Genomic DNA, 19964 nt, shown 5'->3' with positions numbered 1-19964 from the left:
CCGTTGTTCCGTGTCAGTGGAGGCGCATTATAGGGAGTTATTCGGAGCTGACAAGACTTAAATGCAAAAAACTTTTCAAGCGCACTATTTTTCATCAACACGTACTAAAAACCATCACAATTGGCTGCATTTGTTGAATTTCGCGCCGATAACCTGTGTCAGGTGGCATACTGAAAGAGATAAATAGAAGAAGGAATATGATATATGCCGTTAAGCGCACAGCATTTAGCCGCCCAGAAAAACCTTTCTTATGTACTGGCAGAGAAGCTGGCCCAGCGGATCTTAACCGGGGAGTATGCGCCAGGTTCAATTTTGCCCGCTGAGATGGAGCTGGGCGATGAGTTTGGCGTAAGCCGAACGGCAGTCAGGGAGGCAGTAAAAACGTTAACTGCGAAAGGGATGGTACTGCCACGTCCGCGTATCGGTACACGGGTGATGCCTAAAGGGAGCTGGAACTTCCTCGATCAGGAGCTGCTCTCCTGGTGGATGACGGACAACAACTTCCATGAGGTGATCGGTCACTTTCTGGTTTTACGCAGCACTCTGGAGCCTCAGGCCTGCATGCTGGCCGCTCAGCGGGGTAGCGCAGAACAGAAAGCGCACCTTAATACGCTGATGGAAGAGATGGTACAGTTAAAGCAACATTTTCATCGTGAACGCTGGTTAGATGTAGATACCGCCTGGCACGAACATATCTATGCCATGAGCAGCAATCCCTTCCTTTCGTCGTTTGCCACGCTTTTTCACTCGGTTTATCACACCTACTTCAACTCTATTACCCATAATGAAGTGGTTAAACTTGAAAATCATCAGGCTATTGTGGATGCCATTCAGGATAGCGATGGCGAACGCGCCTTTAATGCATGTCAGGCGTTACTTAATACGCCACATCCGCAGGAAGCTAAATAACAGGACGTAGTATGACAAAGAAGAAAGCGCGCAGCATGGCGGGTTTGCCATGGATTGCGGCGATGGCCTTTTTTATGCAGGCGCTGGACGCCACTATTCTCAATACCGCGTTACCGGCCATAGCGCAAAGCCTTAACCGCTCCCCGCTGGCGATGCAGTCGGCGATTATCAGCTACACCCTAACCGTCGCCATGCTGATCCCGGTTAGCGGCTGGCTGGCGGACCGTTTCGGCACGCGACGTATCTTTATGCTGGCGGTGTCACTCTTCACCCTGGGGTCGCTGGCCTGCGCACTATCAAATTCGTTAGGGATGCTGGTTGTCTTTCGCGTGGTGCAGGGGATAGGCGGCGCGATGATGATGCCGGTTGCCCGCCTTGCGCTGCTGAGAGCCTATCCGCGCAGTGAATTACTGCCGGTACTTAACTTTGTCACCATGCCCGGTCTGGTGGGTCCCATTCTTGGCCCGGTACTCGGCGGGGTGCTGGTCACCTGGGCCAGCTGGCACTGGATATTTCTGATCAACATTCCTATTGGGATTGCCGGACTGTTCTACGCGCGTAAATATATGCCTGACTTTACGACGCCACGCCGCCGTTTCGACATGGGCGGTTTTCTCCTGTTCGGCGTAAGTCTTGTGCTCTTCTCCATTGGTATTGAGCTGTTTGGTGAAAAACTGGTGGCCAGCTGGCTGGCACTTACCATTATCTTCAGCAGCGTGGTGCTGTTCTATGCCTACATCCGTCACGCTCGCCGCCATCCCTCGCCGCTGATTGCCCTACCAATCTTCAAGACCCGCACCTTCTCGGTTGGCATTGCGGGCAACATCGCCTCGCGCCTCGGTACCGGCTGCGTTCCTTTCCTGATGCCGCTGATGCTTCAGGTCGGCTTCGGCTATACGGCACTTATTGCAGGCTGCATGATTGCGCCTACGGCGATAGGATCGATTCTGGCGAAATCCACCGTTACTCAGGTACTGCGCTGGTTCGGCTACCGTAAAACGCTGTTCGGCATTACGGTAATTATTGGCGTGATGATTGCGCAGTTTGCGCTTCAGTCGCCGTCGATGGAGATATGGCTGCTGATCCTGCCGCTCTTTATATTAGGGATGGCGATGTCCACGCAGTTCACGGCGATGAACACTATTACGCTGGCCGACCTGACCGACGAGAACGCTAGCAGCGGCAACAGTGTCCTGGCCGTCACTCAGCAGCTATCGATCAGCCTTGGGGTCGCGGTCAGCGCGGCGGTGCTGCGGTTTTATGAAGGGTTTGAGAGCGCCAATACCATTGAGCAGTTCCACTACACCTTTATTACCATGGGCGTGATCACCCTGATCTCAGCCTCCGTCTTCTTGTTGCTCAAACCGAAAGATGGGCGGAACCTGATTAAGGAGCGGCACAAGCCCTAAGCGGAGCCGCGCGTCATCAGCACCGGCGTCAGCTGTAGCCGCTGCTGAGAGAGGGTCGGATCGGCAATGCGATGAGTCAGAACATCGATCGCCAGCTCACCCAGTTCATCCTTAGGCTGATGGACGGTGGTGAGCGGCGGCGTCATGTAGCGTGCCAGCTCGATATCGTCATAGCCGATGATAGCCATATCGTCCGGAACCTTAAGTCCCGCCTGATACAGCGCCTGATATGCGCCAACGGCCATCGCATCGTTACCGATAAATACCGCCTGGGGCCGCTCCTGCTGCGCCAGCAGGGTCTGCATAGCCGCAACGCCGCTGCCAAACTCAAAATCACCGATAATCTCGTCGCCCTCGCGCACCGGCAGGCCCGCTCGGGCCATCGCTGCCCGATACCCCTCCAGCCGCAGCCGCGCAGGAGTTTTATCCAGCGGCCCGGTAATGCAGGCGATACGGGTAAAGCCTTTATCGATCAGATACTGGGTTGCCATGTCGCCGCCCAGCAGCGAGTTGTCCTGAATGATATCGATATCGCCCTCAAAGGGGGCCCAGTCCATCATTACGGTAGGAATAGAGGGGTAGCGTTGAATAATCTCTCGCGAAAGCTGATGCGTCTCGGTACAGAGCACCAGCAACCCGTCGACGCGTTTTTGCATCAGCGTCTCCAGGTTGCGGTTCATCCGCTCTTCATCGCCTTCAGTATTACAGAGCACCAGGCTGTAGCCACGTTCGAAGCAGCTGCGTTCTACGCCGCGCACCAGCTCAGAGAAGAAGGGGTTGGAGCTGGCGGTGATCAGCATCCCGATGGTGCGCGTCTGCTTGAGCTTGAGGCTGCGCGCCAGCGCTGAAGGAGCGTAGTTAAGGCTTTTGATCGCCTCCTCCACCTTTTCCCGAATCGCGTCGCTGACAAAGCGATCGTTATTGATGACGTGCGAAACCGTCGAGGTGGAAACGCCCGCCAGGCGAGCAACGTCCTTCATGGTGGCCACGCTTTACCCCTGCTGACTCAAGAAATCATTGATCTCGTTACGCCATGGCACAGAAGGCTGCGCGCCTTTCCGCGTGACGGCAATCGCCGCCGCCGCATGGGCAAACACAATGGCCTCATTAAGCGGCTTATCCTCCAGCAGCGCGGTCACCAGTGCGCCGTTAAAGGTATCGCCCGCCGCGATAGTATCAATGGCGTTGACCTTAAAGCCCGGTATACGCTGACCTTCACCGTTGACGCTGGCCCATACGCCGCGGCTGCCAAGGGTGATAATCACCGTACCGATGCCTTTATCGTGCAGCGCGCGCGCCGCCCGCTCTGCATCGCTGTCGCTCTCGACGCGAATGCCCGTTAGCTTTTCCGCCTCGGTTTCATTCGGGGTGATAATGTCCACCAGCGCCAGCAGCTCGTCAGATAATACACGTGCCGGAGCCGGGTTCAGTACCACAGTAGTATGATTTTCATGAGCAATTTTCGCGGCGGCTAGCACGCTCTCGACCGGCGACTCCAGCTGCATCAGCAGCGCGTCCGCGTCGGTAATCAGCGCCTGCTGAGCGGCAACCCGCTCAGGAGAGAGCGCGGCATTGGCGCCCGCATGAATACCGATGACATTCTCCCCTTCGCCGTTGACAAAGATCAGCGCGACGCCGGTAGACTCCCCGTCAACAACGCTCACGGGCGCAACGTCAATGTTATCGCTGACCAGCTGCGCGCGGATGCGCTCTCCGGTATCGTCGCTGCCGGTGCAGGCGATAAACGCGATCTGCGCCCCACTGCGCCCGGCGGCCACCGCCTGGTTGGCGCCTTTACCGCCAAAGGCAACCTGGTAGTGGGTACCGGTTACGGTTTCGCCAGGCGTTGGGAAAGCGTTAAGGTTGAGAATGTGATCGGCATTAATGCTGCCAAGGACAACGAGCTTACCTGCTGTTTTCATGGTGGGATCATCCTGTAAGGTACGCCACCTGCTGGTGGCGTAAACCTTAAAAACGTGATTACTGTTTAATAACCAGCTTCAGGTCAACCGGGTATTTCGCCTGAACCTTTTCGCCTTTCAGTACTTTATCAGCCGTTTCAACGCCTTTCGCGCCGATCTGCTCTGGCAGCTGGGCGATAGTCGCCGCCAGTTTGCCGTCGTTTACCGCTTTCTCACCGTCCGGGGTGCCGTCGAAGCCCACCACCATCACGTCGGATTTACCCGCCGTCTGCAGCGCACGTAGCGCACCCAGCGCCATCTCATCGTTCTGGGCAAAGACGGCCTGCACGTCAGGATGTGCGGTCAGCAGGTTTTGCATCACGTTCAGACCCTTGGTGCGGTCGAAATCTGCCGGCTGGCTGGCCAGCACGTTGAATTTATGTGCTGCCACGGCCTGCTGGAAGCCCTCCCCGCGCTCGCGAGCGGCAGAGGTACCGGCGATGCCCTGCAGTTCAATCACCTTCGCGCTTTCACCGGTCTTCTTCGCGATGTAATCACCGGCAATTTTGCCGCCCAGCACGTTATCAGAGGCGATATGGCTCACGACTTCACCTTTGGCCGCCACGCGGTCCAGGGTGATCACCGGGATTTTTGCCTGGTTCGCCATCTTCACGGCGTTACCCACCGCATCGGAGTCGGTCGGGTTGATCAGCAGGATTTTCGTGCCGCGTACGGTCAGATCCTGCACGTTGGCCAGCTCTTTTGCCGGGTTGTTCTGCGAATCCAGCACCACCAGGTTATAGCCCAGCTTGTCGGCTTCTTTCTGTGCGCCATCCTTCAGCGAAACAAAAAATGGGTTGTTCAGGGTGGAGATCACCAGCGCAATGGTGTCTTTCGCCATCGCGTTTGCGCTCACGGTTGCACTTAGTGCGACAGCAGAGACCAGAGTAGCCAGTTTTTTCATGTTCATAATCAGATGTCCTGTAATGTCATTTATTACTGCTTTTTGTTGTCTACCAGCACCGCCAGCAAAATCACCACTGCCTTAACGATCATCTGGTAATAGGAGGAAACACCCAGCAAGTTCAGTCCGTTGTTAAGGAAACCAAGGATTAGCGCACCGATCAGCGTGCCCACAATGCGGCCTTTACCCCCCGCGAGGCTGGTACCGCCTAATACGACCGCCGCGATGGCATCCAGCTCATAGCCGGTACCGGCCGTGGGTTGTGCAGAGGAGAGGCGCGCCACTTCAATGATGCCCGCCAGCGACGCCAGCAGGCCACTCAGTGAATAGACGATAATTTTGACTTTGTTGACGCTGATGCCGGAGAGGCGCGTGGCCGCTTCGTTGCCGCCCAGGGCGTAGATATAGCGGCCCAGGCGGGTATGGTGCAGCATATACCACGCGGCAAGGAAGACGATGCCCATGATCCACACCGGCGTCGGGATACCCAGCGGACGGCCAATACCAAACCAGCCAAAGAGATCGGCGTTATCGGTAAAGCCGGTATTCACCGGACTGCCGTTGGTATAGACCATGGTCACACCGCGCAGCAGCAGCATCATCACCAGAGTGGCGATAAACGCCTGCACCCGGCCTTTCGCGACAATCACCCCGGTCATCGCCCCTACCGCAGCCCCGAGCGCCAGCGCGGCCGCAATAGCCACCAGGGCGTTAACTTCCATACCGACAATCGAGGCGGCCACCGCACCGGTCAGCGCCAGCAGCGAGCCAACGGAGAGATCGATCCCCGAGGTCAGGATCACCAGCGTCATCCCCACCGCCATAATGGCGTTCACCGAGGTCTGCTGCAGGATGTTGAACAGGTTATTGATGGTAAAAAAGTTAGGGCTCATCGTGGAGACAATCGCAATCAGCACCAGCAGGGCAATCAGCGATTTCTGTTCCATCAGCCACGCCTTATTAAAATAGCGGCGGGGGATAACGGTCTGGGTACTCATATCGTTGACTCCTGGGTCTCGCGATTTAGCTTGCCGACGGCGGCGGCCATCAGCACTTCCTGGGTTGCCTGCTCACGGGTGAACTCGCCACCCAAATGTCCTTCATGCATCACTATGATGCGATCGCTCATGCCAAGCACCTCTGGCATCTCTGACGACACCAGAATGATGCTCAGCCCATCCGCTTTAAACTGGTTGATGAGCTGATAGATCTCTTTTTTAGCACCGACGTCCACGCCGCGCGTGGGTTCGTCGAGGATGAGCACTTTCGGGCGCGTCATCAGTCCCCGGGCAATGGCGATTTTTTGCTGGTTGCCGCCAGAGAGCAGGCCGATGGGCTGCTCCATAGAGGGCGTTTTGACGTTAAACAGGCGGATAAAGTCGCTCACCGCCTGCTGCTCATCGCTATGCTTCAGGCTGCCGCCGCTGCGGCTAAAGTAGCGCAGCGCGGTCAGGGACATGTTCTCTTTCACTGACATGCCCAGCACTAAACCATCGCGCTTACGATCCTCTGAGATGTAGACGATGCCGTTGGCCAGGCCATCCTGCGGCGAACGGGTCACCACCTCACGCCCGTCGAGGGTAACGGTGCCGCCGGTACGCGACAGCGCGCCGTACAGCACCTTCATCAGCTCGGTACGTCCTGCGCCCATCAGCCCGGCGACGCCAAGGATCTCGCCCTGGCGCAGGGTGAAGGAGACATCGTTCACTCCCGGGCCGCACAGGCTGTCGACCTTCAGACGAACTTCGCCCGGGGCTTTATCGAGATGTGGGTACTGGTCTTCCAGCTTGCGGCCCACCATCATCTCAATCAGCGTATCTTCAGTGAGCGAGCTAACCTCACGCTCGGCGATAAACTGCCCGTCACGGAAGACGGTCACGTCATCGCAAATCTCGAAGATCTCTTTCATGCGGTGGGAGATGTAGACAATGCCGCGCTCCTGGGATTTCAGCTCGCGGATCACGCGAAACAGGGAGTCGGTTTCGGTGTCGGTGAGGGCATCGGTCGGCTCATCCATGACGATGACCTTCGACTCAAAGCTCAGCACCTTGGCAATCTCGACCATCTGCTGGTCGCCAATGGAGAGATCCCCCACCAGCCTGTCGCTCTTGAAGCGCAGGTTGAGTTTCGCCAGCAGGATGTCCGCTTCGGCATACATCTTTTTCCAGTCGATTTTGCCAAAGCGGTTAACAAATTCACGGCCTAAAAAGATATTTTCGGCGATGGTCAGCTGTGGGATCAGGTTCAGCTCCTGATGGATAATCCCGATCCCTGCCTCCTGCGATGATTTTGGTCCGTTAAAGGTTGTCTCTTGGCCCAGCCACAGCAGCGAACCGGCATCGCGCGCATAGATACCGGTCAATACTTTCATCATGGTGGATTTGCCCGCGCCGTTCTCACCCACCAGCGCCATTACGCTGCCTGGATAGACGTTGAGCGCGGCGCCGGAGAGGGCTTTTACGCCGGGGAACGCTTTGTCGATCCCCTTAAGCTGAAGTAGTGCGTCCATGATGGCCTCAGAAGGTGACGCCAGCACAGAGAATGATATTCGCATACGGGGAGCACTCCCCGCTGCGAATAACCGCCTGGCTTGCTGCGGTATGTTGTTTAAATGCTTCGTGCGTGGTGTAGCGCACTTCGATGGTATTTCCCTGGTGCTGTTGCAGCTGCTCAATATGGTTGAGCAACGCTTCGTGGAGCTGCGGATTATGCTGTTTGATTTCCGTCGCGAGAATGGCTGCCTCAACCTGCATCTCGGTGGTGACCACCTCAAGTACCTGCATAAACGAAGGTACGCCCTGGGTTAATGCCATATCGATGCGTTGCGTGCTGTGGGGAACCGGCAACCCGGCGTCACATACCACGAGCGTATCGGTATGCCCAAGGCGGGAGATAACCGATGAGATTTCAGAGTTCAGTACAGATCCTTTCTTCATTTTTTCTGGCTCCACTAGCGAAACGTTTCGCTGGTGCCAGTGTATGCCGGATGGCGTTCATTTAACCATCACCACGTTAAAGAACTGTGATCGATATCGAAACGTTTCGCTAACGGAAATTGAAATGGAAAAGGTGATGAAGAGAGTAGGCCGGGTAAGCGAAGCGCCACCCGGCATTTGGCGGGTTTAAATTTCTACCTGGGTACCCAGCTCAATAACCCGGTTGGGCGGGATCTCGAACTGGTCTGGGGCGCGCAGGGCGTTACGCTGCAGCACCAGATAGAGCTTGCCGCGCAGGCGCAGATACCACGGGCGTTTGCCCACGATCAGCGACTCATGAGACATAAAGAACGAGGTCTCCATCATGCGACAGCTCAGCCCCTCCAGTCCGCAGCGGTGGAAGACCTCCTCCACGTTCGGCGTCTCGCGCCAGCCGTAGCTGGCTACCACGCGCCAGAAGGTCGGCGAAAGCTGCTCGATCTGTACCCGACGGACGTTGTGCACGTAGGGCGCGTCCTCCGTGCGCAGGGTCAGCAGGATCACCCGCTCATGCAGGACCTTGTTGTGCTTGAGGTTATGCAGCATCGCGAACGGAATAACGTTCAGCGCCCGCGACATATAGACTGCCGTGCCCGGCACCCGCACCGGCGGAGATTTCTCCAGCGAGGCGATCATCGCCTCCAGAGAGTTACCGTGCTCGTGCATACGCCGCAGCAGGCGGAAGCGCTCGCTTTTCCACGTCGTCATAATCAGGAACATCACGATGCCAAGGCTCAGGGGCAGCCAGCCGCCGGAGAGCAGCTTGTCGAGGTTCGCCGAGAAGAGCGGAATGTCGATGCAGAGGAACGCCACCAGAATCAGTGCCACCAGGAACTTGTTCCAGTGCCAGTTTTTACGCGCCACGGTGGTGGAGAGAATAGAGGTCAACACCATAGTGCCGGTCACCGCGATCCCGTACGCCGCCGCCAGGTTGCTTGAACGCTCAAAGCTGACGATCACAATCACCACGGCAAAGTAGAGCAGCCAGTTAACAAAGGGAATGTAGATCTGGCCAGACTCCATCTCCGAGGTGTGAATGATGCGCATCGGCGACAGGTAACCCAGACGCACCGCCTGACGCGTAAGCGAGAAGACGCCGGAGATCACCGCCTGGGAGGCAATAACCGTTGCCAGTGTGGCAAGAAGCAGCATTGGGATCAGCGCCCACTCCGGAGCCAACAGGAAGAACGGGTTCTTAATCGCCTCCGGATTTTTCAGCAGCAGCGCGCCCTGGCCGAAATAGTTCAGCGCCAGCGACGGCAGCACCAGGCTGAACCACGCCAGACGGATCGGCAGCTTGCCGAAGTGGCCCATGTCGGCATACAGCGCCTCTACGCCGGTGATCGACAGCACCACCGCGCCCAGCGCCACAAACGACACGGTTTTATATTCGAGGAAAAAGTGCACCGCCCACATTGGGTTCAGCGCCTGCAACACTTCAGGGTTAGAGATGATCCCGCGCAGGCCCAGCACCGCCAGAATGATAAACCACGCCAGCATGATCGGCGCAAACAGCTTACCCACTAGCCCGGTACCGTGCTTCTGGATCATAAACAGCAGCGTCAGCACCACGATCGCCAGCGGGACGACCCAGCTATCCAGCGAGGGGGCGATAATCTCCAGCCCTTCGATCGCCGACATCACCGAGATTGCAGGCGTGATCACCACCTCTCCATAGAAGAAGCTGCCGCCAATCAACCCCATGATCACCAGCACCGAGGTCATCCGCGCCGAGGTGTTACGTCCCGCCAGCGACATCAGGGTCAAAATCCCCCCTTCTCCGGCGTTATCGGCCCGCATAACAAAGGTCAGATACTTAATAGAGACAACGAAAACCAGCAGCCAGAAGATGAGTGACAGAAAGCCAAACACCGCATCGCGTTCGACGCCAAAACCAAACTGACCGGACAAACATTCACGAAGAGTATAAAGCGGGCTGGTACCGATATCACCGTAGACAACCCCAATGGCTGCGAGGGTAACCGCAGACAATGATTGCTTATTATCAGTGCTCATAGACTAATCTTTTGTATGGATGACAAGTGTGCGCTTAGTCCCTTGGCCCACAAAAACGCACAGTATGCATGATTCTTCAATAAATCGAAGCCCTAAATGCGACAGGGTTATCCTGGCGCAAAGAATACGAAGGCATTATTCCGTCTATTACAAGCCCTTGTTGAAACGTATACTCGCTTTTGTCCACCGAATACAGCGGCGAAAGGATGCAGAACAATTATGGCTCACTCACATTTATTAGCAGAAAGAATTTCCCGTCTCAGCAGCGCGCTGGAAAAAGGCCTGTATGAGCGTAGCCACGCTATCCGCCTGTGCCTGCTGGCCGCACTCAGCGGGGAGAGTGTATTTCTTCTTGGCCCGCCCGGTATTGCGAAAAGCCTTATTGCCCGCCGGCTAAAGTACGCCTTTCAGCATGCTCGCGCCTTTGAATATCTGATGACCCGCTTTTCGACACCGGAAGAGGTTTTCGGTCCGCTGTCGATTCAGGCACTGAAAGATGAAGGACGCTACGAGCGTTTAACTGCGGGCTATCTCCCGGAGGCGGAGATTGTCTTCCTCGATGAAATCTGGAAAGCCGGCCCCGCTATTCTGAATACCCTGCTGACCGCCATTAACGAACGTCGGTTCCGCAACGGTGCCAGCGAAGATAAGATCCCGATGCGCCTGCTGGTGGCGGCCTCCAACGAATTGCCGGAAGCAGACAGCAGTCTGGAGGCGCTTTACGACCGTATGCTGATCCGCCTCTGGCTGGATAAGGTACAGGATAAGGGGAACTTCCGTTCGATGCTGGTCAGCCAGCAGGATGAGAACGATAACCCGGTTCCGGCCTCGCTACAGGTGACGGACGAGGAGTATCAGCAGTGGCAGCAAGAGATAGGCCACATCACCCTGCCCGATGCGGTATTCGAGCTGATCTTCATGCTGCGCCAGCAGCTGGATAACCTCCCCAGCGCCCCCTACGTCTCTGACCGACGCTGGAAAAAGGCCATCCGCCTGCTGCAGGCCAGCGCCTTCTTCTGCGGACGCGATGCGGTCTCCCCCATCGATCTGATCCTGCTAAAAGATTGCCTGTGGCATGACGCCCAGAGTCGGGAGCTGCTTGCCCAGCAGGTCGATATATTGATGACCGGACACGCCTGGCAGCAGCAGGCGATGCTGGTTCAGCTGGGGGCCATTGCCCAGCGGCGTATCCAGCTTCAGCAGCAGCAGAGCGATAAGACCGCCCTCAAAGTGCAGCGCCAGAGCGGCATGTTTAGCCGCCGTCCGCACTATGAGCTCCCCCCCGATATCAGCGACGATACCCTTACTCTGCTGCTCCAGCAGCCGCTCAAGCTGCACGATATGCAGGTCGTACACATTACCCTTGAACGCGCCCCGCTGGAGCAGTGGCTAATGAAGGGCGGAGAGATCCGTGGCAAGCTCAACGGAATTGGCTTTGCCCAGGTGCTCAATATGGAGGTTGACGCTACCCTGCATCTTATCGTTCGCGACGTCAGCCTGCAGGCCTCCCGGCTGGCGCTGCCCGGATCCTCGCAGGAGAGCGTGCCGGAAGAGATCAGGCAGCAGCTCGAGGCGCTGGATAATACGTGGCACCAGCAGCACACCCGCTTCAGCGAACAGCAGAAGTGCCTGTTCATTCATAGCGACTGGTTAGGACGCATTGAAGCCAGCCTGCAGGACGTCGGCGCGCAGATCAAACAGGCCCGGCAATGATCACCCTCGACACGCTGAATGTGATGCTGGCGGTGGGCGAAGAGGGGCTGATTGAGGAGCTGATCGTCGCCCTGCTGGCCTCGCCGCAGCTGGCGGTGTTCTTTGAAAAGTTTCCCCGGCTCAGGCGCGCCATTACCGATGACGTGCCTCGCTGGCGAGAGGCGCTAAGAAGCCGGCTAAAGGAGACGCCGGTTCCGCCGGAGCTTACTGAAGAGTTTCTCTGCTACCAGCAGGCCCAACTGCTGGCGACGCCACAGTTTATTGTCCAGCTTCCGCAGATCCTCACCGTGCTGACGAAGGTCCACTCGCCCTATGCCGAGCAGGCAAGCCAACTGATCGCCGATAACCCTACCCTTACCCCCGCGCTGCATACCCTCTTTTTACAGCGCTGGCGGCTGAGCCTGGTGGTACAGGCGACGACGCTCAACCAGCAGCTGCTGGAGGAGGAGCGCGAGCAGCTCTTAAGTGAGGTTCAGGAGCGCATGAAGCTGAGCGGTCAGCTTGAGTCGGTACTGATCGACAATGAAAACGCCGCCGGACGGCTGTGGGACATGAGCGCCGGGCAGCTGAAACGCGGTGACTATCAGCTTATCGTTCGCTACGGTGACTTTCTTGCCGAGCAGCCGGAGCTGAAACAGCTGGCCGAGCAGCTTGGACGCTCCCGGGAGGCAAAGTCGGTACCGAAAAAAGATTCGCCGATGGAGACCTTCCGCACGCTGGTGCGCGAACCGGCTTCGGTGCCGGAGCAGGTAGATGGCCTTCAACAGAGCGATGATATTCTGCGCCTGCTGCCGCCCGAGCTTGCGACCCTCGGCATTACCGAGCTGGAGTATGAGTTCTACCGTCGGCTGGTGGAGAAGCAGCTTCTCACCTATCGTCTGCACGGTGAAGCCTGGCGGGAGAAGATCACCCAGCGCCCGGTGGTGCATCAGAGCGTCGATGAGCAGCCGCGCGGGCCGTTTATTATCTGTGTCGATACCTCTGGCTCGATGGGCGGCTTTAACGAACAGTGCGCAAAGGCGTTCTGCCTGGCGCTGATGCGGGTGGCGCTGGCGGATAACCGGCGCTGCTATATCATGCTCTTTTCCAGCGAGGTGGTGCGCTATGAGCTGTCGGGATCGCAGGGATTAGAGGAGGCGATCCGCTTCCTGAGCCAGCGCTTTCGTGGCGGTACCGATCTTGCCAGCTGCTTTCGCGCCGTGATCGAGCGAATGCAGGGCGGCGAGTGGGCGGATGCCGATGCGGTGGTGATCTCGGATTTTATCGCCCAGCGCCTGCCTGACGAGGTTGTCAATCAGATCAAAACGCTACAGGAGGTACATCAGCACCGTTTTCACGCGGTGGCGATGTCGGCCCACGGCAAGCCGGGGATCATGCGAATTTTCGATCATATCTGGCGCTTTGACACCGGCATGCGCAGCCGCCTGCTGCGTCGCTGGAAGCGTTAATCTCAACTCAATACTGAATAATAACGGCTGACATTTATGGAAAATTACCAGATCGACAACCTCGACCGGGGCATTCTGGAGGCGCTGATGGCCAATGCCCGCACGGCCTATGCCGAACTGGCGAAGCAGTTTGGCGTTAGCCCTGGGACCATCCACGTCCGGGTAGAGAAGATGAAACAGGCGGGCATTATCACCGGCGCGCGCATTGACGTCAGCCCGAAACAGCTCGGCTACGACGTCTGCTGCTTTATCGGCATCATTCTGAAGAGCGCCAAGGACTACCCGTCGGCGCTGGCGAAGCTTGAAAGCCTGGAAGAGGTCACCGAGGCCTACTACACCACCGGCCACTACAGCATCTTTATTAAAGTCATGTGCCGCTCGATCGACGCCCTGCAGCAGGTACTTATCAACAAGATCCAAACAATCGATGAGATCCAGTCCACCGAGACGCTGATCTCCCTGCAGAACCCGATCATGCGTACCATCCGCCCCTAGCCGATCAAAGTAATCACCACATTTTCCACAGGTAGATCCCAGCTCATTCACAGCGTACAATACCGCTCTAATTCATTGGAGCGGATCATCATGGCAGACATTACTCTCATCAGTGGAAGTACGCTGGGCGGCGCAGAATACGTTGCAGAACATCTGGCTGAGAAGCTGGAAGATGCCGGCTTCTCTACCAGCACGCTGCATGGCCCTCTGCTTGAGGATCTTCCTACCGATGGCGTATGGCTGCTGATCTCCTCCACCCATGGCGCGGGAGATCTGCCTGACAACATCCTGCCTTTATATGAAGAGTTGCAGGAACAGCAGCCGGATCTCTCCCATGTTCGCTTTGGCGCGGTGGGTCTGGGTAGCCGTGAGTACGATACCTTCTGTGGCGCTATCGAGAAGCTGGAAGAGGTATTGAAAGGCTGTCAGGCAAAACAGATCGGCGAAACGCTAAGGATCAACGTCCTCGAACATGAGATTCCGGAGGATCCGGCGGAAATTTGGCTGGGATCGTGGATCAATTTACTGAAAGAAGTGTAAAGATCGTGCGATCAGCTGTGGGTAACTCTGGTTAAAAGCGTTGATCAACCGGTAGTTATCCACGGTATAAGGTTTGTTTAAAGTTTCACCTGTGCATAACCCGCCATTTTGATCCCAGCTTATACGGTGTGGGATCACCGATCTTTCACAGCAAACGATCCTTAATAACACGTTGATCTTCATGAGAGGATCCGCCTTATCCACAGGACATGGCGATCCTAATAAGAGATCATAATAAAACAGATCTTAAATAAAAAAGATCTTCTTTTTAATAGTCAGGATCCCGGCACTTTCTCGATGGGCTAAAGTTGAGTAGAATCCACCGCCCGGACCCCAATCCACTTTCTAACCGCTCTACGCGAGGCAAATCACCATGTTTTATCAGGATCCTTTTGACGTCATCATCATTGGCGGGGGTCATGCAGGTACCGAGGCTGCAATGGCCGCTGCACGTATGGGTCAGCAGACCCTCCTTCTGACACACAATATCGACACGCTGGGGCAGATGTCCTGCAACCCGGCGATCGGTGGTATTGGGAAAGGACACCTGGTAAAAGAAGTGGACGCGCTGGGCGGGCTGATGGGTACCGCGATCGACCATGCGGGCATTCAGTTTAGGATACTAAACGCGAGCAAAGGCCCCGCTGTACGAGCGACCCGCGCTCAGGCGGATCGCGTGCTCTATCGCCAGGCGGTACGCACCGCGCTGGAGAACCAGCCGAACCTGATGATCTTCCAGCAGGCGGTCGAGGATCTGATCGTCGAAAACGATCGAGTTGTCGGTGCAGTGACCCAGATGGGCCTCAAGTTCCGTGCGAAGTCGGTGGTGCTGACGGTCGGTACCTTCCTCGACGGCAAAATTCACATCGGGCTGGATAACTACAGCGGTGGCCGGGCGGGCGATCCGCCGTCCATTTCACTCTCGCGCCGTCTGCGTGAACTACCGCTGCGCGTAAACCGCCTGAAAACCGGTACTCCGCCGCGTATTGACGCCCGGACTATCGACTTCAGCGTTCTGGCCCAGCAGCATGGTGATAACCCGCTGCCGGTCTTCTCGTTCATGGGTAGCGTTGACCAGCATCCGCGCCAGGTGCCGTGCTACATCACCTACACCAACGAGAAAACCCATGATGTGATCCGCAATAACCTCGATCGCAGCCCGATGTATGCCGGGGTGATCGAAGGGATCGGCCCACGCTACTGCCCGTCGATCGAAGACAAGGTGATGCGCTTTGCCGATCGCAACCAGCACCAGATCTTCCTTGAGCCGGAAGGGCTGACCTCAAACGAAGTTTACCCGAACGGCATCTCCACCAGCCTGCCGTTCGATGTACAGATGCAGATTGTCCGCTCCATGCAGGGGATGGAGAACGCGAAGATTGTCCGTCCGGGCTATGCCATTGAGTATGACTTCTTCGATCCGCGTGACCTGAAGCCGACCCTGGAGAGCAAGTTTATTCAGGGTCTATTCTTTGCCGGACAGATCAACGGCACCACCGGCTACGAAGAGGCCGCTGCACAGGGACTGCTGGCCGGCCTCAACGCAGCCCGCTTCTCTGCCGAGAAAGAGGGCTGGGCACCGCGTCGCGATCAGGCCTACCTCGGCGTGCTGGTGGACGATCTCTGCACCCTGGGTACCAAAGAGCCGTACCGGATGTTCACCTCCCGCGCGGAGTATCGTCTGATGCTGCGTGAAGATAACGCCGACCTGCGTCTGACAGCGGCAGGCCGCGAGCTGGGTCTTGTCGACGATCTGCGCTGGGCGCGCTTCAACGAGAAGCTGGAGCGTATTGAGCGTGAGCGTCAGCGCCTGAAGGATATCTGGGTGCACCCGCACTCTGAGCAGGTCGACGAAGTGAACGCTATCCTCAGCGCGCCGCTGTCACGCGAGGCCAACGGGGAAGATCTGCTCCGCCGTCCAGAGATGACCTACAGCGAAATGGTAAACCTCTCGCCGTTCGCGCCAGGACTCGACGATCCGCAGGCGGCCGAGCAGGTAGAGATCCAGGTCAAATACGAAGGCTACATCGCTCGCCAGCAGGATGAGATTGAAAAGCAGCTGCGTAACGAAAGCGCTATTCTGCCAGCAACCCTCGACTACCGTCAGGTAAGCGGCCTCTCTAACGAGGTGATCGCCAAGCTTAACGATCACAAACCGTCGTCTATTGGCCAGGCGTCGCGCATCTCGGGGATCACCCCGGCGGCCATCTCCATTCTGCTGGTCTGGCTGAAAAAACAGGGTATGCTGCGCCGCAGCGCCTGACGTCAACTTTCGGCGGGTGGCGCTTCGCTAACCCGCCCTACGAATTTGTAGGCCCGGTAAGCGCAGCGCCACCGGGCAATTCAATTTTAGACAGGAACTACCGTGCTCAACAAACTCTCTCGTCTGCTTAATGACGCAGGCATTTCGCTCACCGATCACCAGAAACAGCAGCTGGTGGCCTATGTCGATATGCTCCACAAATGGAATAAAGCGTATAACCTTACCTCGGTACGCGATCCGAACGAGATGCTGATTCGCCACATTCTGGACAGCGTGGTGGTTGCGCCTCACCTGACCGGAACGCGCTTTATCGACGTAGGAACGGGACCGGGGCTGCCGGGTGTGCCGTTGGCTATCGTTCTGCCCCAGGCGCACTTCACGCTGCTGGACAGCCTTGGCAAACGCATCCGCTTCCTGCGGCAGGTGCAGCATGAGCTGAAGATTGACAATATCGCGCCGGTACAGAGCCGCGTAGAGGAGTTCCCGGCCGAGCCGCCGTTCGATGGCGTTATCAGCCGCGCCTTTGCCTCGCTCAATGATATGGTCAGCTGGTGTCATCACCTGCCGGCAGGGGAGGGGCGTTTCTATGCCCTGAAGGGCCAGCTACCTGACGACGAAATTGCTCAGCTGCCAGCCGGATTCAGCGTGGAGTCGGTGGTAAAACTTCGCGTTCCGCAGCTGGACGGGGAGCGACATTTAGTGATCGTTAAGGCAAACGCGCTTTAATTTTTATCAAAAAATGGCAATATTCCGCTGTAGAGAATCTGTTAAAAAAAGCGAAACAAAGCAGCGGAAGATTTTTGAGGATTTAACCTTGAATTTACTGTGACTTTTCCAGTTGTTAACCTCATATTTTGCTTAACCGTGAAAATAGTCAACATGGAAAATATCAGTCTGCTAAAAATCAGCAAAATCTTTTTTACAGAGATGTTAAATATTTATTAAGAATGTCAATAAAACGTTTTTATTGTATATCGGGCTGTTTTAAAAAGAGTGGATAAAATTCATCAAAAATATCAAAAAGATGAGTCAATAGAATTTCTTATCAAGAATAATATGTCCTGACCGCAAATGCTTAAATTGTGATCTGATGCACGCTTTAACGTCAGCATTGGCGCGCAATGCGCAAATTTGCACTAGCGCTCACAGTTTGTCTGAAAGTGGAAAAATAGCGCTCGGGAAATTTATTTAAACATTTATTCACCTTTTTGCTACTTATTGTTTGAAATCACGAGGCCGCACCGTATAATTTGCTCGCTTTTTGCTGCTTGACTCTGAGCCATAAAGAACGTTTTATACGACACGCGACATACCTCGAAGTGAGCAGGAGTAAAAACGTGATGTCTTTGTCGCTCTTGAGTAGAAACGTTGCTCGTAAGCTTCTGTTCATTCAGTTTCTGGCTGTGATAGTAAGTGGATTACTATTTAGCCTCAAAGACCCCTTCTGGGGCGTCTCCGCGGTATGCGGTGGACTGGCAGTCGTACTGCCAAATATGTTGTTTATGATTTTTGCCTGGCGTCATCAGGCGCATACACCTGCTAAAGGCCGCATGGCCTGGTCCTTCGCCTTCGGTGAAGCGTTCAAGGTGTTAGCAACCTTCGTGTTGCTGGTGGTGGCGTTGGCGGTTTTGAAGGCGGTGTTTTTGCCGCTGATCGTGACGTGGGTTTCGGTGCTGGTTGTACAGATACTGGCACCCGCTGTAATTAACAACAAAGGGTAAGAGGCATCATGTCTGCAGGAGAAATCTCAACACCGCAGGAGTACATCGGTCACCATCTGAATAACCTTCAGATTGACCTGCGTACGTTCTCGCTGGTGGATCCGCATAACCCCCCGGCCACATTCTGGACGCTGAACATCGACTCCATGTTCTTCTCGGTGGTTCTGGGCCTGTTGTTCCTGATGATGTTCCGCAGCGTTGCCAAAAAAGCAACCAGCGGCGTCCCAGGAAAATTCCAGACGGCGATCGAGCTGGTCATTGGTTTTGTCCACGGTAGCGTGAAAGACATGTACCACGGCAAGAGCAAGGTGATCGCGCCGCTGGCCCTGACGATTTTCGTCTGGGTATTCCTGATGAACCTGATGGATCTGCTGCCTATCGATCTGCTGCCGTACATCGGCGAGCACATCTTTGGCCTGCCGGCACTGCGCGTGGTACCGTCTGCGGACGTGAACATCACCCTGTCGATGGCGCTGGGCGTATTTATCCTCATTCTGTTCTACAGCATCAAAATGAAAGGCATTGGCGGCTTCGCGAAAGAGCTGACGCTGCAGCCGTTCAACCACTGGGCATTTATTCCTGTCAACTTAATCCTTGAAGGGGTAAGCCTGCTGTCTAAACCGGTATCGCTCGGTCTGCGACTGTTCGGCAACATGTATGCCGGTGAGTTGATTTTCATTCTGATTGCTGGTCTGTTGCCGTGGTGGTCACAGTGGGTTCTGAATGTGCCGTGGGCCATTTTCCACATCCTGATCATTACGCTGCAAGCCTTCATCTTCATGGTTCTGACGATCGTCTATCTGTCGATGGCGTCTGAAGAGCACTGATTTTTTTACCAACACTACTACGTTTTAACTGAAACAAACTGGAGACTGTCATGGAAAACCTGAATATGGATCTGCTGTACATGGCTGCCGCTGTGATGATGGGTCTGGCGGCAATCGGTGCTGCGATCGGTATCGGCATCCTCGGAGGTAAATTCCTGGAAGGCGCAGCGCGTCAACCGGATCTGATCCCTCTGCTGCGTACTCAGTTCTTTATCGTTATGGGTCTGGTGGATGCTATCCCAATGATCGCTGTAGGTCTGGGTCTGTACGTGATGTTTGCTGTCGCGTAGTAAGCGTTGCTTGATTTTTACGGGCAATATCAGAACGTTAACTAGATAAGAGGCATTGTGCTGTGAATCTTAACGCAACAATCCTCGGCCAGGCCATCGCGTTTGTCCTTTTCGTTCTGTTCTGCATGAAGTATGTATGGCCGCCGTTGATTGCTGCCATCGAAAAACGTCAAAAAGAGATTGCTGACGGTCTTGCTTCTGCTGAACGAGCTAAAAAGGATCTGGACCTTGCACAGGCCAACGCGACCGACCAGCTGAAAAAGGCGAAAGCGGAAGCCCAGGTAATCATTGAGCAGGCGAACAAACGCCGTGCCCAGATCCTGGACGAAGCCAAAACCGAAGCAGAGCAGGAACGTACTAAAATCGTGGCGCAGGCGCAGGCAGAAATTGATGCCGAACGTAAGCGCGCTCGCGAAGAGCTGCGTAAGCAGGTCGCCGTTCTGGCTGTTGCTGGCGCCGAGAAGATCATCGAACGTTCCGTGGATGAAGCTGC

At 55.9% G+C, this 19964-nt stretch carries 19 protein-coding genes; 12 read left to right on the top strand and 7 right to left on the bottom strand.

Annotated features, from left to right (window positions below; all coding sequences use genetic code 11):
• Positions 1–204: 204 nt before the first annotated feature.
• Together RTP97_RS19195 and mdtD are read left to right on the top strand one after the other, a co-directional pair.
• Positions 205–909 (top strand): FadR/GntR family transcriptional regulator, encoded by a 705-nt coding sequence (locus RTP97_RS19195; protein ID WP_312211619.1) that lies wholly within the window; start codon positions 205–207, stop codon positions 907–909.
• A gap of 11 nt (positions 910–920) precedes the next feature.
• Positions 921–2318: a multidrug transporter subunit MdtD gene (gene mdtD, locus RTP97_RS19190; protein WP_312211620.1), complete on the top strand. Its 1398-nt coding sequence runs from the start codon at positions 921–923 to the stop codon at positions 2316–2318.
• Here mdtD and rbsR read toward each other — a convergent pair.
• From rbsR to kup, 7 genes are all read right to left on the bottom strand, one after another.
• Positions 2315–3307 carry a ribose operon transcriptional repressor RbsR gene (gene rbsR, locus RTP97_RS19185; RefSeq protein ID WP_312416476.1) on the bottom strand — a complete coding sequence of 331 codons (993 nt, stop codon included), beginning with the start codon at positions 3305–3307 and terminating at the stop codon, positions 2315–2317. The two genes, mdtD and rbsR, sit on opposite strands and share 4 nt — an antisense overlap.
• A gap of 3 nt (positions 3308–3310) precedes the next feature.
• Positions 3311–4240: a ribokinase gene (rbsK, locus tag RTP97_RS19180; protein ID WP_312416474.1), complete on the bottom strand. Its 930-nt coding sequence runs from the start codon at positions 4238–4240 to the stop codon at positions 3311–3313.
• Positions 4241–4298: 58 nt separating this feature from the next.
• Positions 4299–5189 carry a ribose ABC transporter substrate-binding protein RbsB gene (gene rbsB, locus RTP97_RS19175; RefSeq protein WP_312211623.1) on the bottom strand — a complete coding sequence of 297 codons (891 nt, stop codon included), beginning with the start codon at positions 5187–5189 and terminating at the stop codon, positions 4299–4301.
• Positions 5190–5215: 26 nt separating this feature from the next.
• Entirely contained in the window at positions 5216–6181 is a 966-nt protein-coding gene (gene rbsC / locus RTP97_RS19170) for a ribose ABC transporter permease (RefSeq protein WP_312211624.1), read from the bottom strand.
• On the bottom strand, positions 6178–7692 hold the full coding sequence (rbsA, locus tag RTP97_RS19165) for a ribose ABC transporter ATP-binding protein RbsA (RefSeq protein WP_312416473.1): 1515 nt from the start codon (positions 7690–7692) through the stop codon (positions 6178–6180). The genes rbsC and rbsA overlap by 4 nt, the downstream gene beginning before the upstream one ends.
• A 7-nt stretch (positions 7693–7699) precedes the next feature.
• A complete protein-coding gene (gene rbsD, locus RTP97_RS19160) occupies positions 7700–8119 on the bottom strand; it encodes a D-ribose pyranase (RefSeq protein WP_144819420.1) in 420 nt (139 codons plus the stop codon).
• A gap of 186 nt (positions 8120–8305) precedes the next feature.
• On the bottom strand, positions 8306–10174 hold the full coding sequence (gene kup / locus RTP97_RS19155) for a low affinity potassium transporter Kup (RefSeq protein WP_312416471.1): 1869 nt from the start codon (positions 10172–10174) through the stop codon (positions 8306–8308).
• 219 nt (positions 10175–10393) lie between these two features.
• Between kup and ravA the strand changes: the two genes are divergently transcribed.
• The 10 genes from ravA to atpF all read left to right on the top strand — a co-directional run.
• The gene (gene ravA / locus RTP97_RS19150; protein ID WP_312416470.1) at positions 10394–11887 is read left to right on the top strand and encodes an ATPase RavA; all 1494 of its coding nucleotides are present in this window, start codon (positions 10394–10396) and stop codon (positions 11885–11887) included.
• Positions 11884–13335 carry an ATPase RavA stimulator ViaA gene (gene viaA, locus RTP97_RS19145; RefSeq protein ID WP_312416469.1) on the top strand — a complete coding sequence of 484 codons (1452 nt, stop codon included), beginning with the start codon at positions 11884–11886 and terminating at the stop codon, positions 13333–13335. Before ravA ends, viaA begins: the two co-directional genes overlap by 4 nt.
• 36 nt (positions 13336–13371) lie before the next feature.
• Positions 13372–13830 (top strand): transcriptional regulator AsnC, encoded by a 459-nt coding sequence (asnC, locus tag RTP97_RS19140; RefSeq protein WP_039054911.1) that lies wholly within the window; start codon positions 13372–13374, stop codon positions 13828–13830.
• A gap of 90 nt (positions 13831–13920) precedes the next feature.
• Positions 13921–14370, top strand: coding sequence for an FMN-binding protein MioC (mioC, locus tag RTP97_RS19135; protein WP_312416467.1), 450 nt, complete (start codon positions 13921–13923; stop codon positions 14368–14370).
• 373 nt (positions 14371–14743) lie between these two features.
• Positions 14744–16633, top strand: coding sequence for a tRNA uridine-5-carboxymethylaminomethyl(34) synthesis enzyme MnmG (gene mnmG, locus RTP97_RS19130; RefSeq protein WP_312416465.1), 1890 nt, complete (start codon positions 14744–14746; stop codon positions 16631–16633).
• 102 nt (positions 16634–16735) lie between these two features.
• A complete protein-coding gene (rsmG, locus tag RTP97_RS19125) occupies positions 16736–17359 on the top strand; it encodes a 16S rRNA (guanine(527)-N(7))-methyltransferase RsmG (RefSeq protein ID WP_312416463.1) in 624 nt (207 codons plus the stop codon).
• A gap of 614 nt (positions 17360–17973) precedes the next feature.
• Positions 17974–18354 (top strand): F0F1 ATP synthase subunit I, encoded by a 381-nt coding sequence (gene atpI / locus RTP97_RS19120; protein ID WP_312416461.1) that lies wholly within the window; start codon positions 17974–17976, stop codon positions 18352–18354.
• Between the two features lie 8 nt (positions 18355–18362).
• Positions 18363–19181 (top strand): F0F1 ATP synthase subunit A, encoded by an 819-nt coding sequence (gene atpB / locus RTP97_RS19115; protein ID WP_268106301.1) that lies wholly within the window; start codon positions 18363–18365, stop codon positions 19179–19181.
• Between the two features lie 50 nt (positions 19182–19231).
• Positions 19232–19471: a F0F1 ATP synthase subunit C gene (atpE, locus tag RTP97_RS19110; protein WP_000429386.1), complete on the top strand. Its 240-nt coding sequence runs from the start codon at positions 19232–19234 to the stop codon at positions 19469–19471.
• Positions 19472–19533: 62 nt separating this feature from the next.
• The coding region (atpF, locus tag RTP97_RS19105) for a F0F1 ATP synthase subunit B (RefSeq protein WP_312273810.1) at positions 19534–19964 on the top strand (431 nt) is incomplete at its 3' end.

The sequence above is a fragment of the Pseudescherichia sp. genome, assembly GCF_031998825.1.
GTDB lineage: Bacteria > Pseudomonadota > Gammaproteobacteria > Enterobacterales > Enterobacteriaceae > Pseudescherichia.
The sequence above is the reverse complement of the archived record's forward strand: the minus strand, read 5'-3'. Positions and strand labels throughout refer to the sequence as shown.

Excerpts from the sequence above, each read along its gene's own strand:
- rbsA (WP_312416473.1), bottom strand. The coding sequence starts at position 7,692 with ATGGACGCACTACTTCAGCTTAAGGGGATCGACAAAGCGTTCCCCGGC.
- rbsK (WP_312416474.1), bottom strand. The coding sequence starts at position 4,240 with ATGAAAACAGCAGGTAAGCTCGTTGTCCTTGGCAGCATTAATGCCGAT.
- mioC (WP_312416467.1), top strand. The coding sequence starts at position 13,921 with ATGGCAGACATTACTCTCATCAGTGGAAGTACGCTGGGCGGCGCAGAA.
- rbsD (WP_144819420.1), bottom strand. The coding sequence starts at position 8,119 with ATGAAGAAAGGATCTGTACTGAACTCTGAAATCTCATCGGTTATCTCC.
- mnmG (WP_312416465.1), top strand. The coding sequence starts at position 14,744 with ATGTTTTATCAGGATCCTTTTGACGTCATCATCATTGGCGGGGGTCAT.
- atpE (WP_000429386.1), top strand. The coding sequence starts at position 19,232 with ATGGAAAACCTGAATATGGATCTGCTGTACATGGCTGCCGCTGTGATG.
- viaA (WP_312416469.1), top strand. The coding sequence starts at position 11,884 with ATGATCACCCTCGACACGCTGAATGTGATGCTGGCGGTGGGCGAAGAG.
- atpB (WP_268106301.1), top strand. The coding sequence starts at position 18,363 with ATGTCTGCAGGAGAAATCTCAACACCGCAGGAGTACATCGGTCACCAT.
- rbsC (WP_312211624.1), bottom strand. The coding sequence starts at position 6,181 with ATGAGTACCCAGACCGTTATCCCCCGCCGCTATTTTAATAAGGCGTGG.
- RTP97_RS19195 (WP_312211619.1), top strand. The coding sequence starts at position 205 with ATGCCGTTAAGCGCACAGCATTTAGCCGCCCAGAAAAACCTTTCTTAT.
- ravA (WP_312416470.1), top strand. The coding sequence starts at position 10,394 with ATGGCTCACTCACATTTATTAGCAGAAAGAATTTCCCGTCTCAGCAGC.
- mdtD (WP_312211620.1), top strand. The coding sequence starts at position 921 with ATGACAAAGAAGAAAGCGCGCAGCATGGCGGGTTTGCCATGGATTGCG.
- kup (WP_312416471.1), bottom strand. The coding sequence starts at position 10,174 with ATGAGCACTGATAATAAGCAATCATTGTCTGCGGTTACCCTCGCAGCC.
- asnC (WP_039054911.1), top strand. The coding sequence starts at position 13,372 with ATGGAAAATTACCAGATCGACAACCTCGACCGGGGCATTCTGGAGGCG.
- rbsB (WP_312211623.1), bottom strand. The coding sequence starts at position 5,189 with ATGAACATGAAAAAACTGGCTACTCTGGTCTCTGCTGTCGCACTAAGT.
- atpI (WP_312416461.1), top strand. The coding sequence starts at position 17,974 with ATGTCTTTGTCGCTCTTGAGTAGAAACGTTGCTCGTAAGCTTCTGTTC.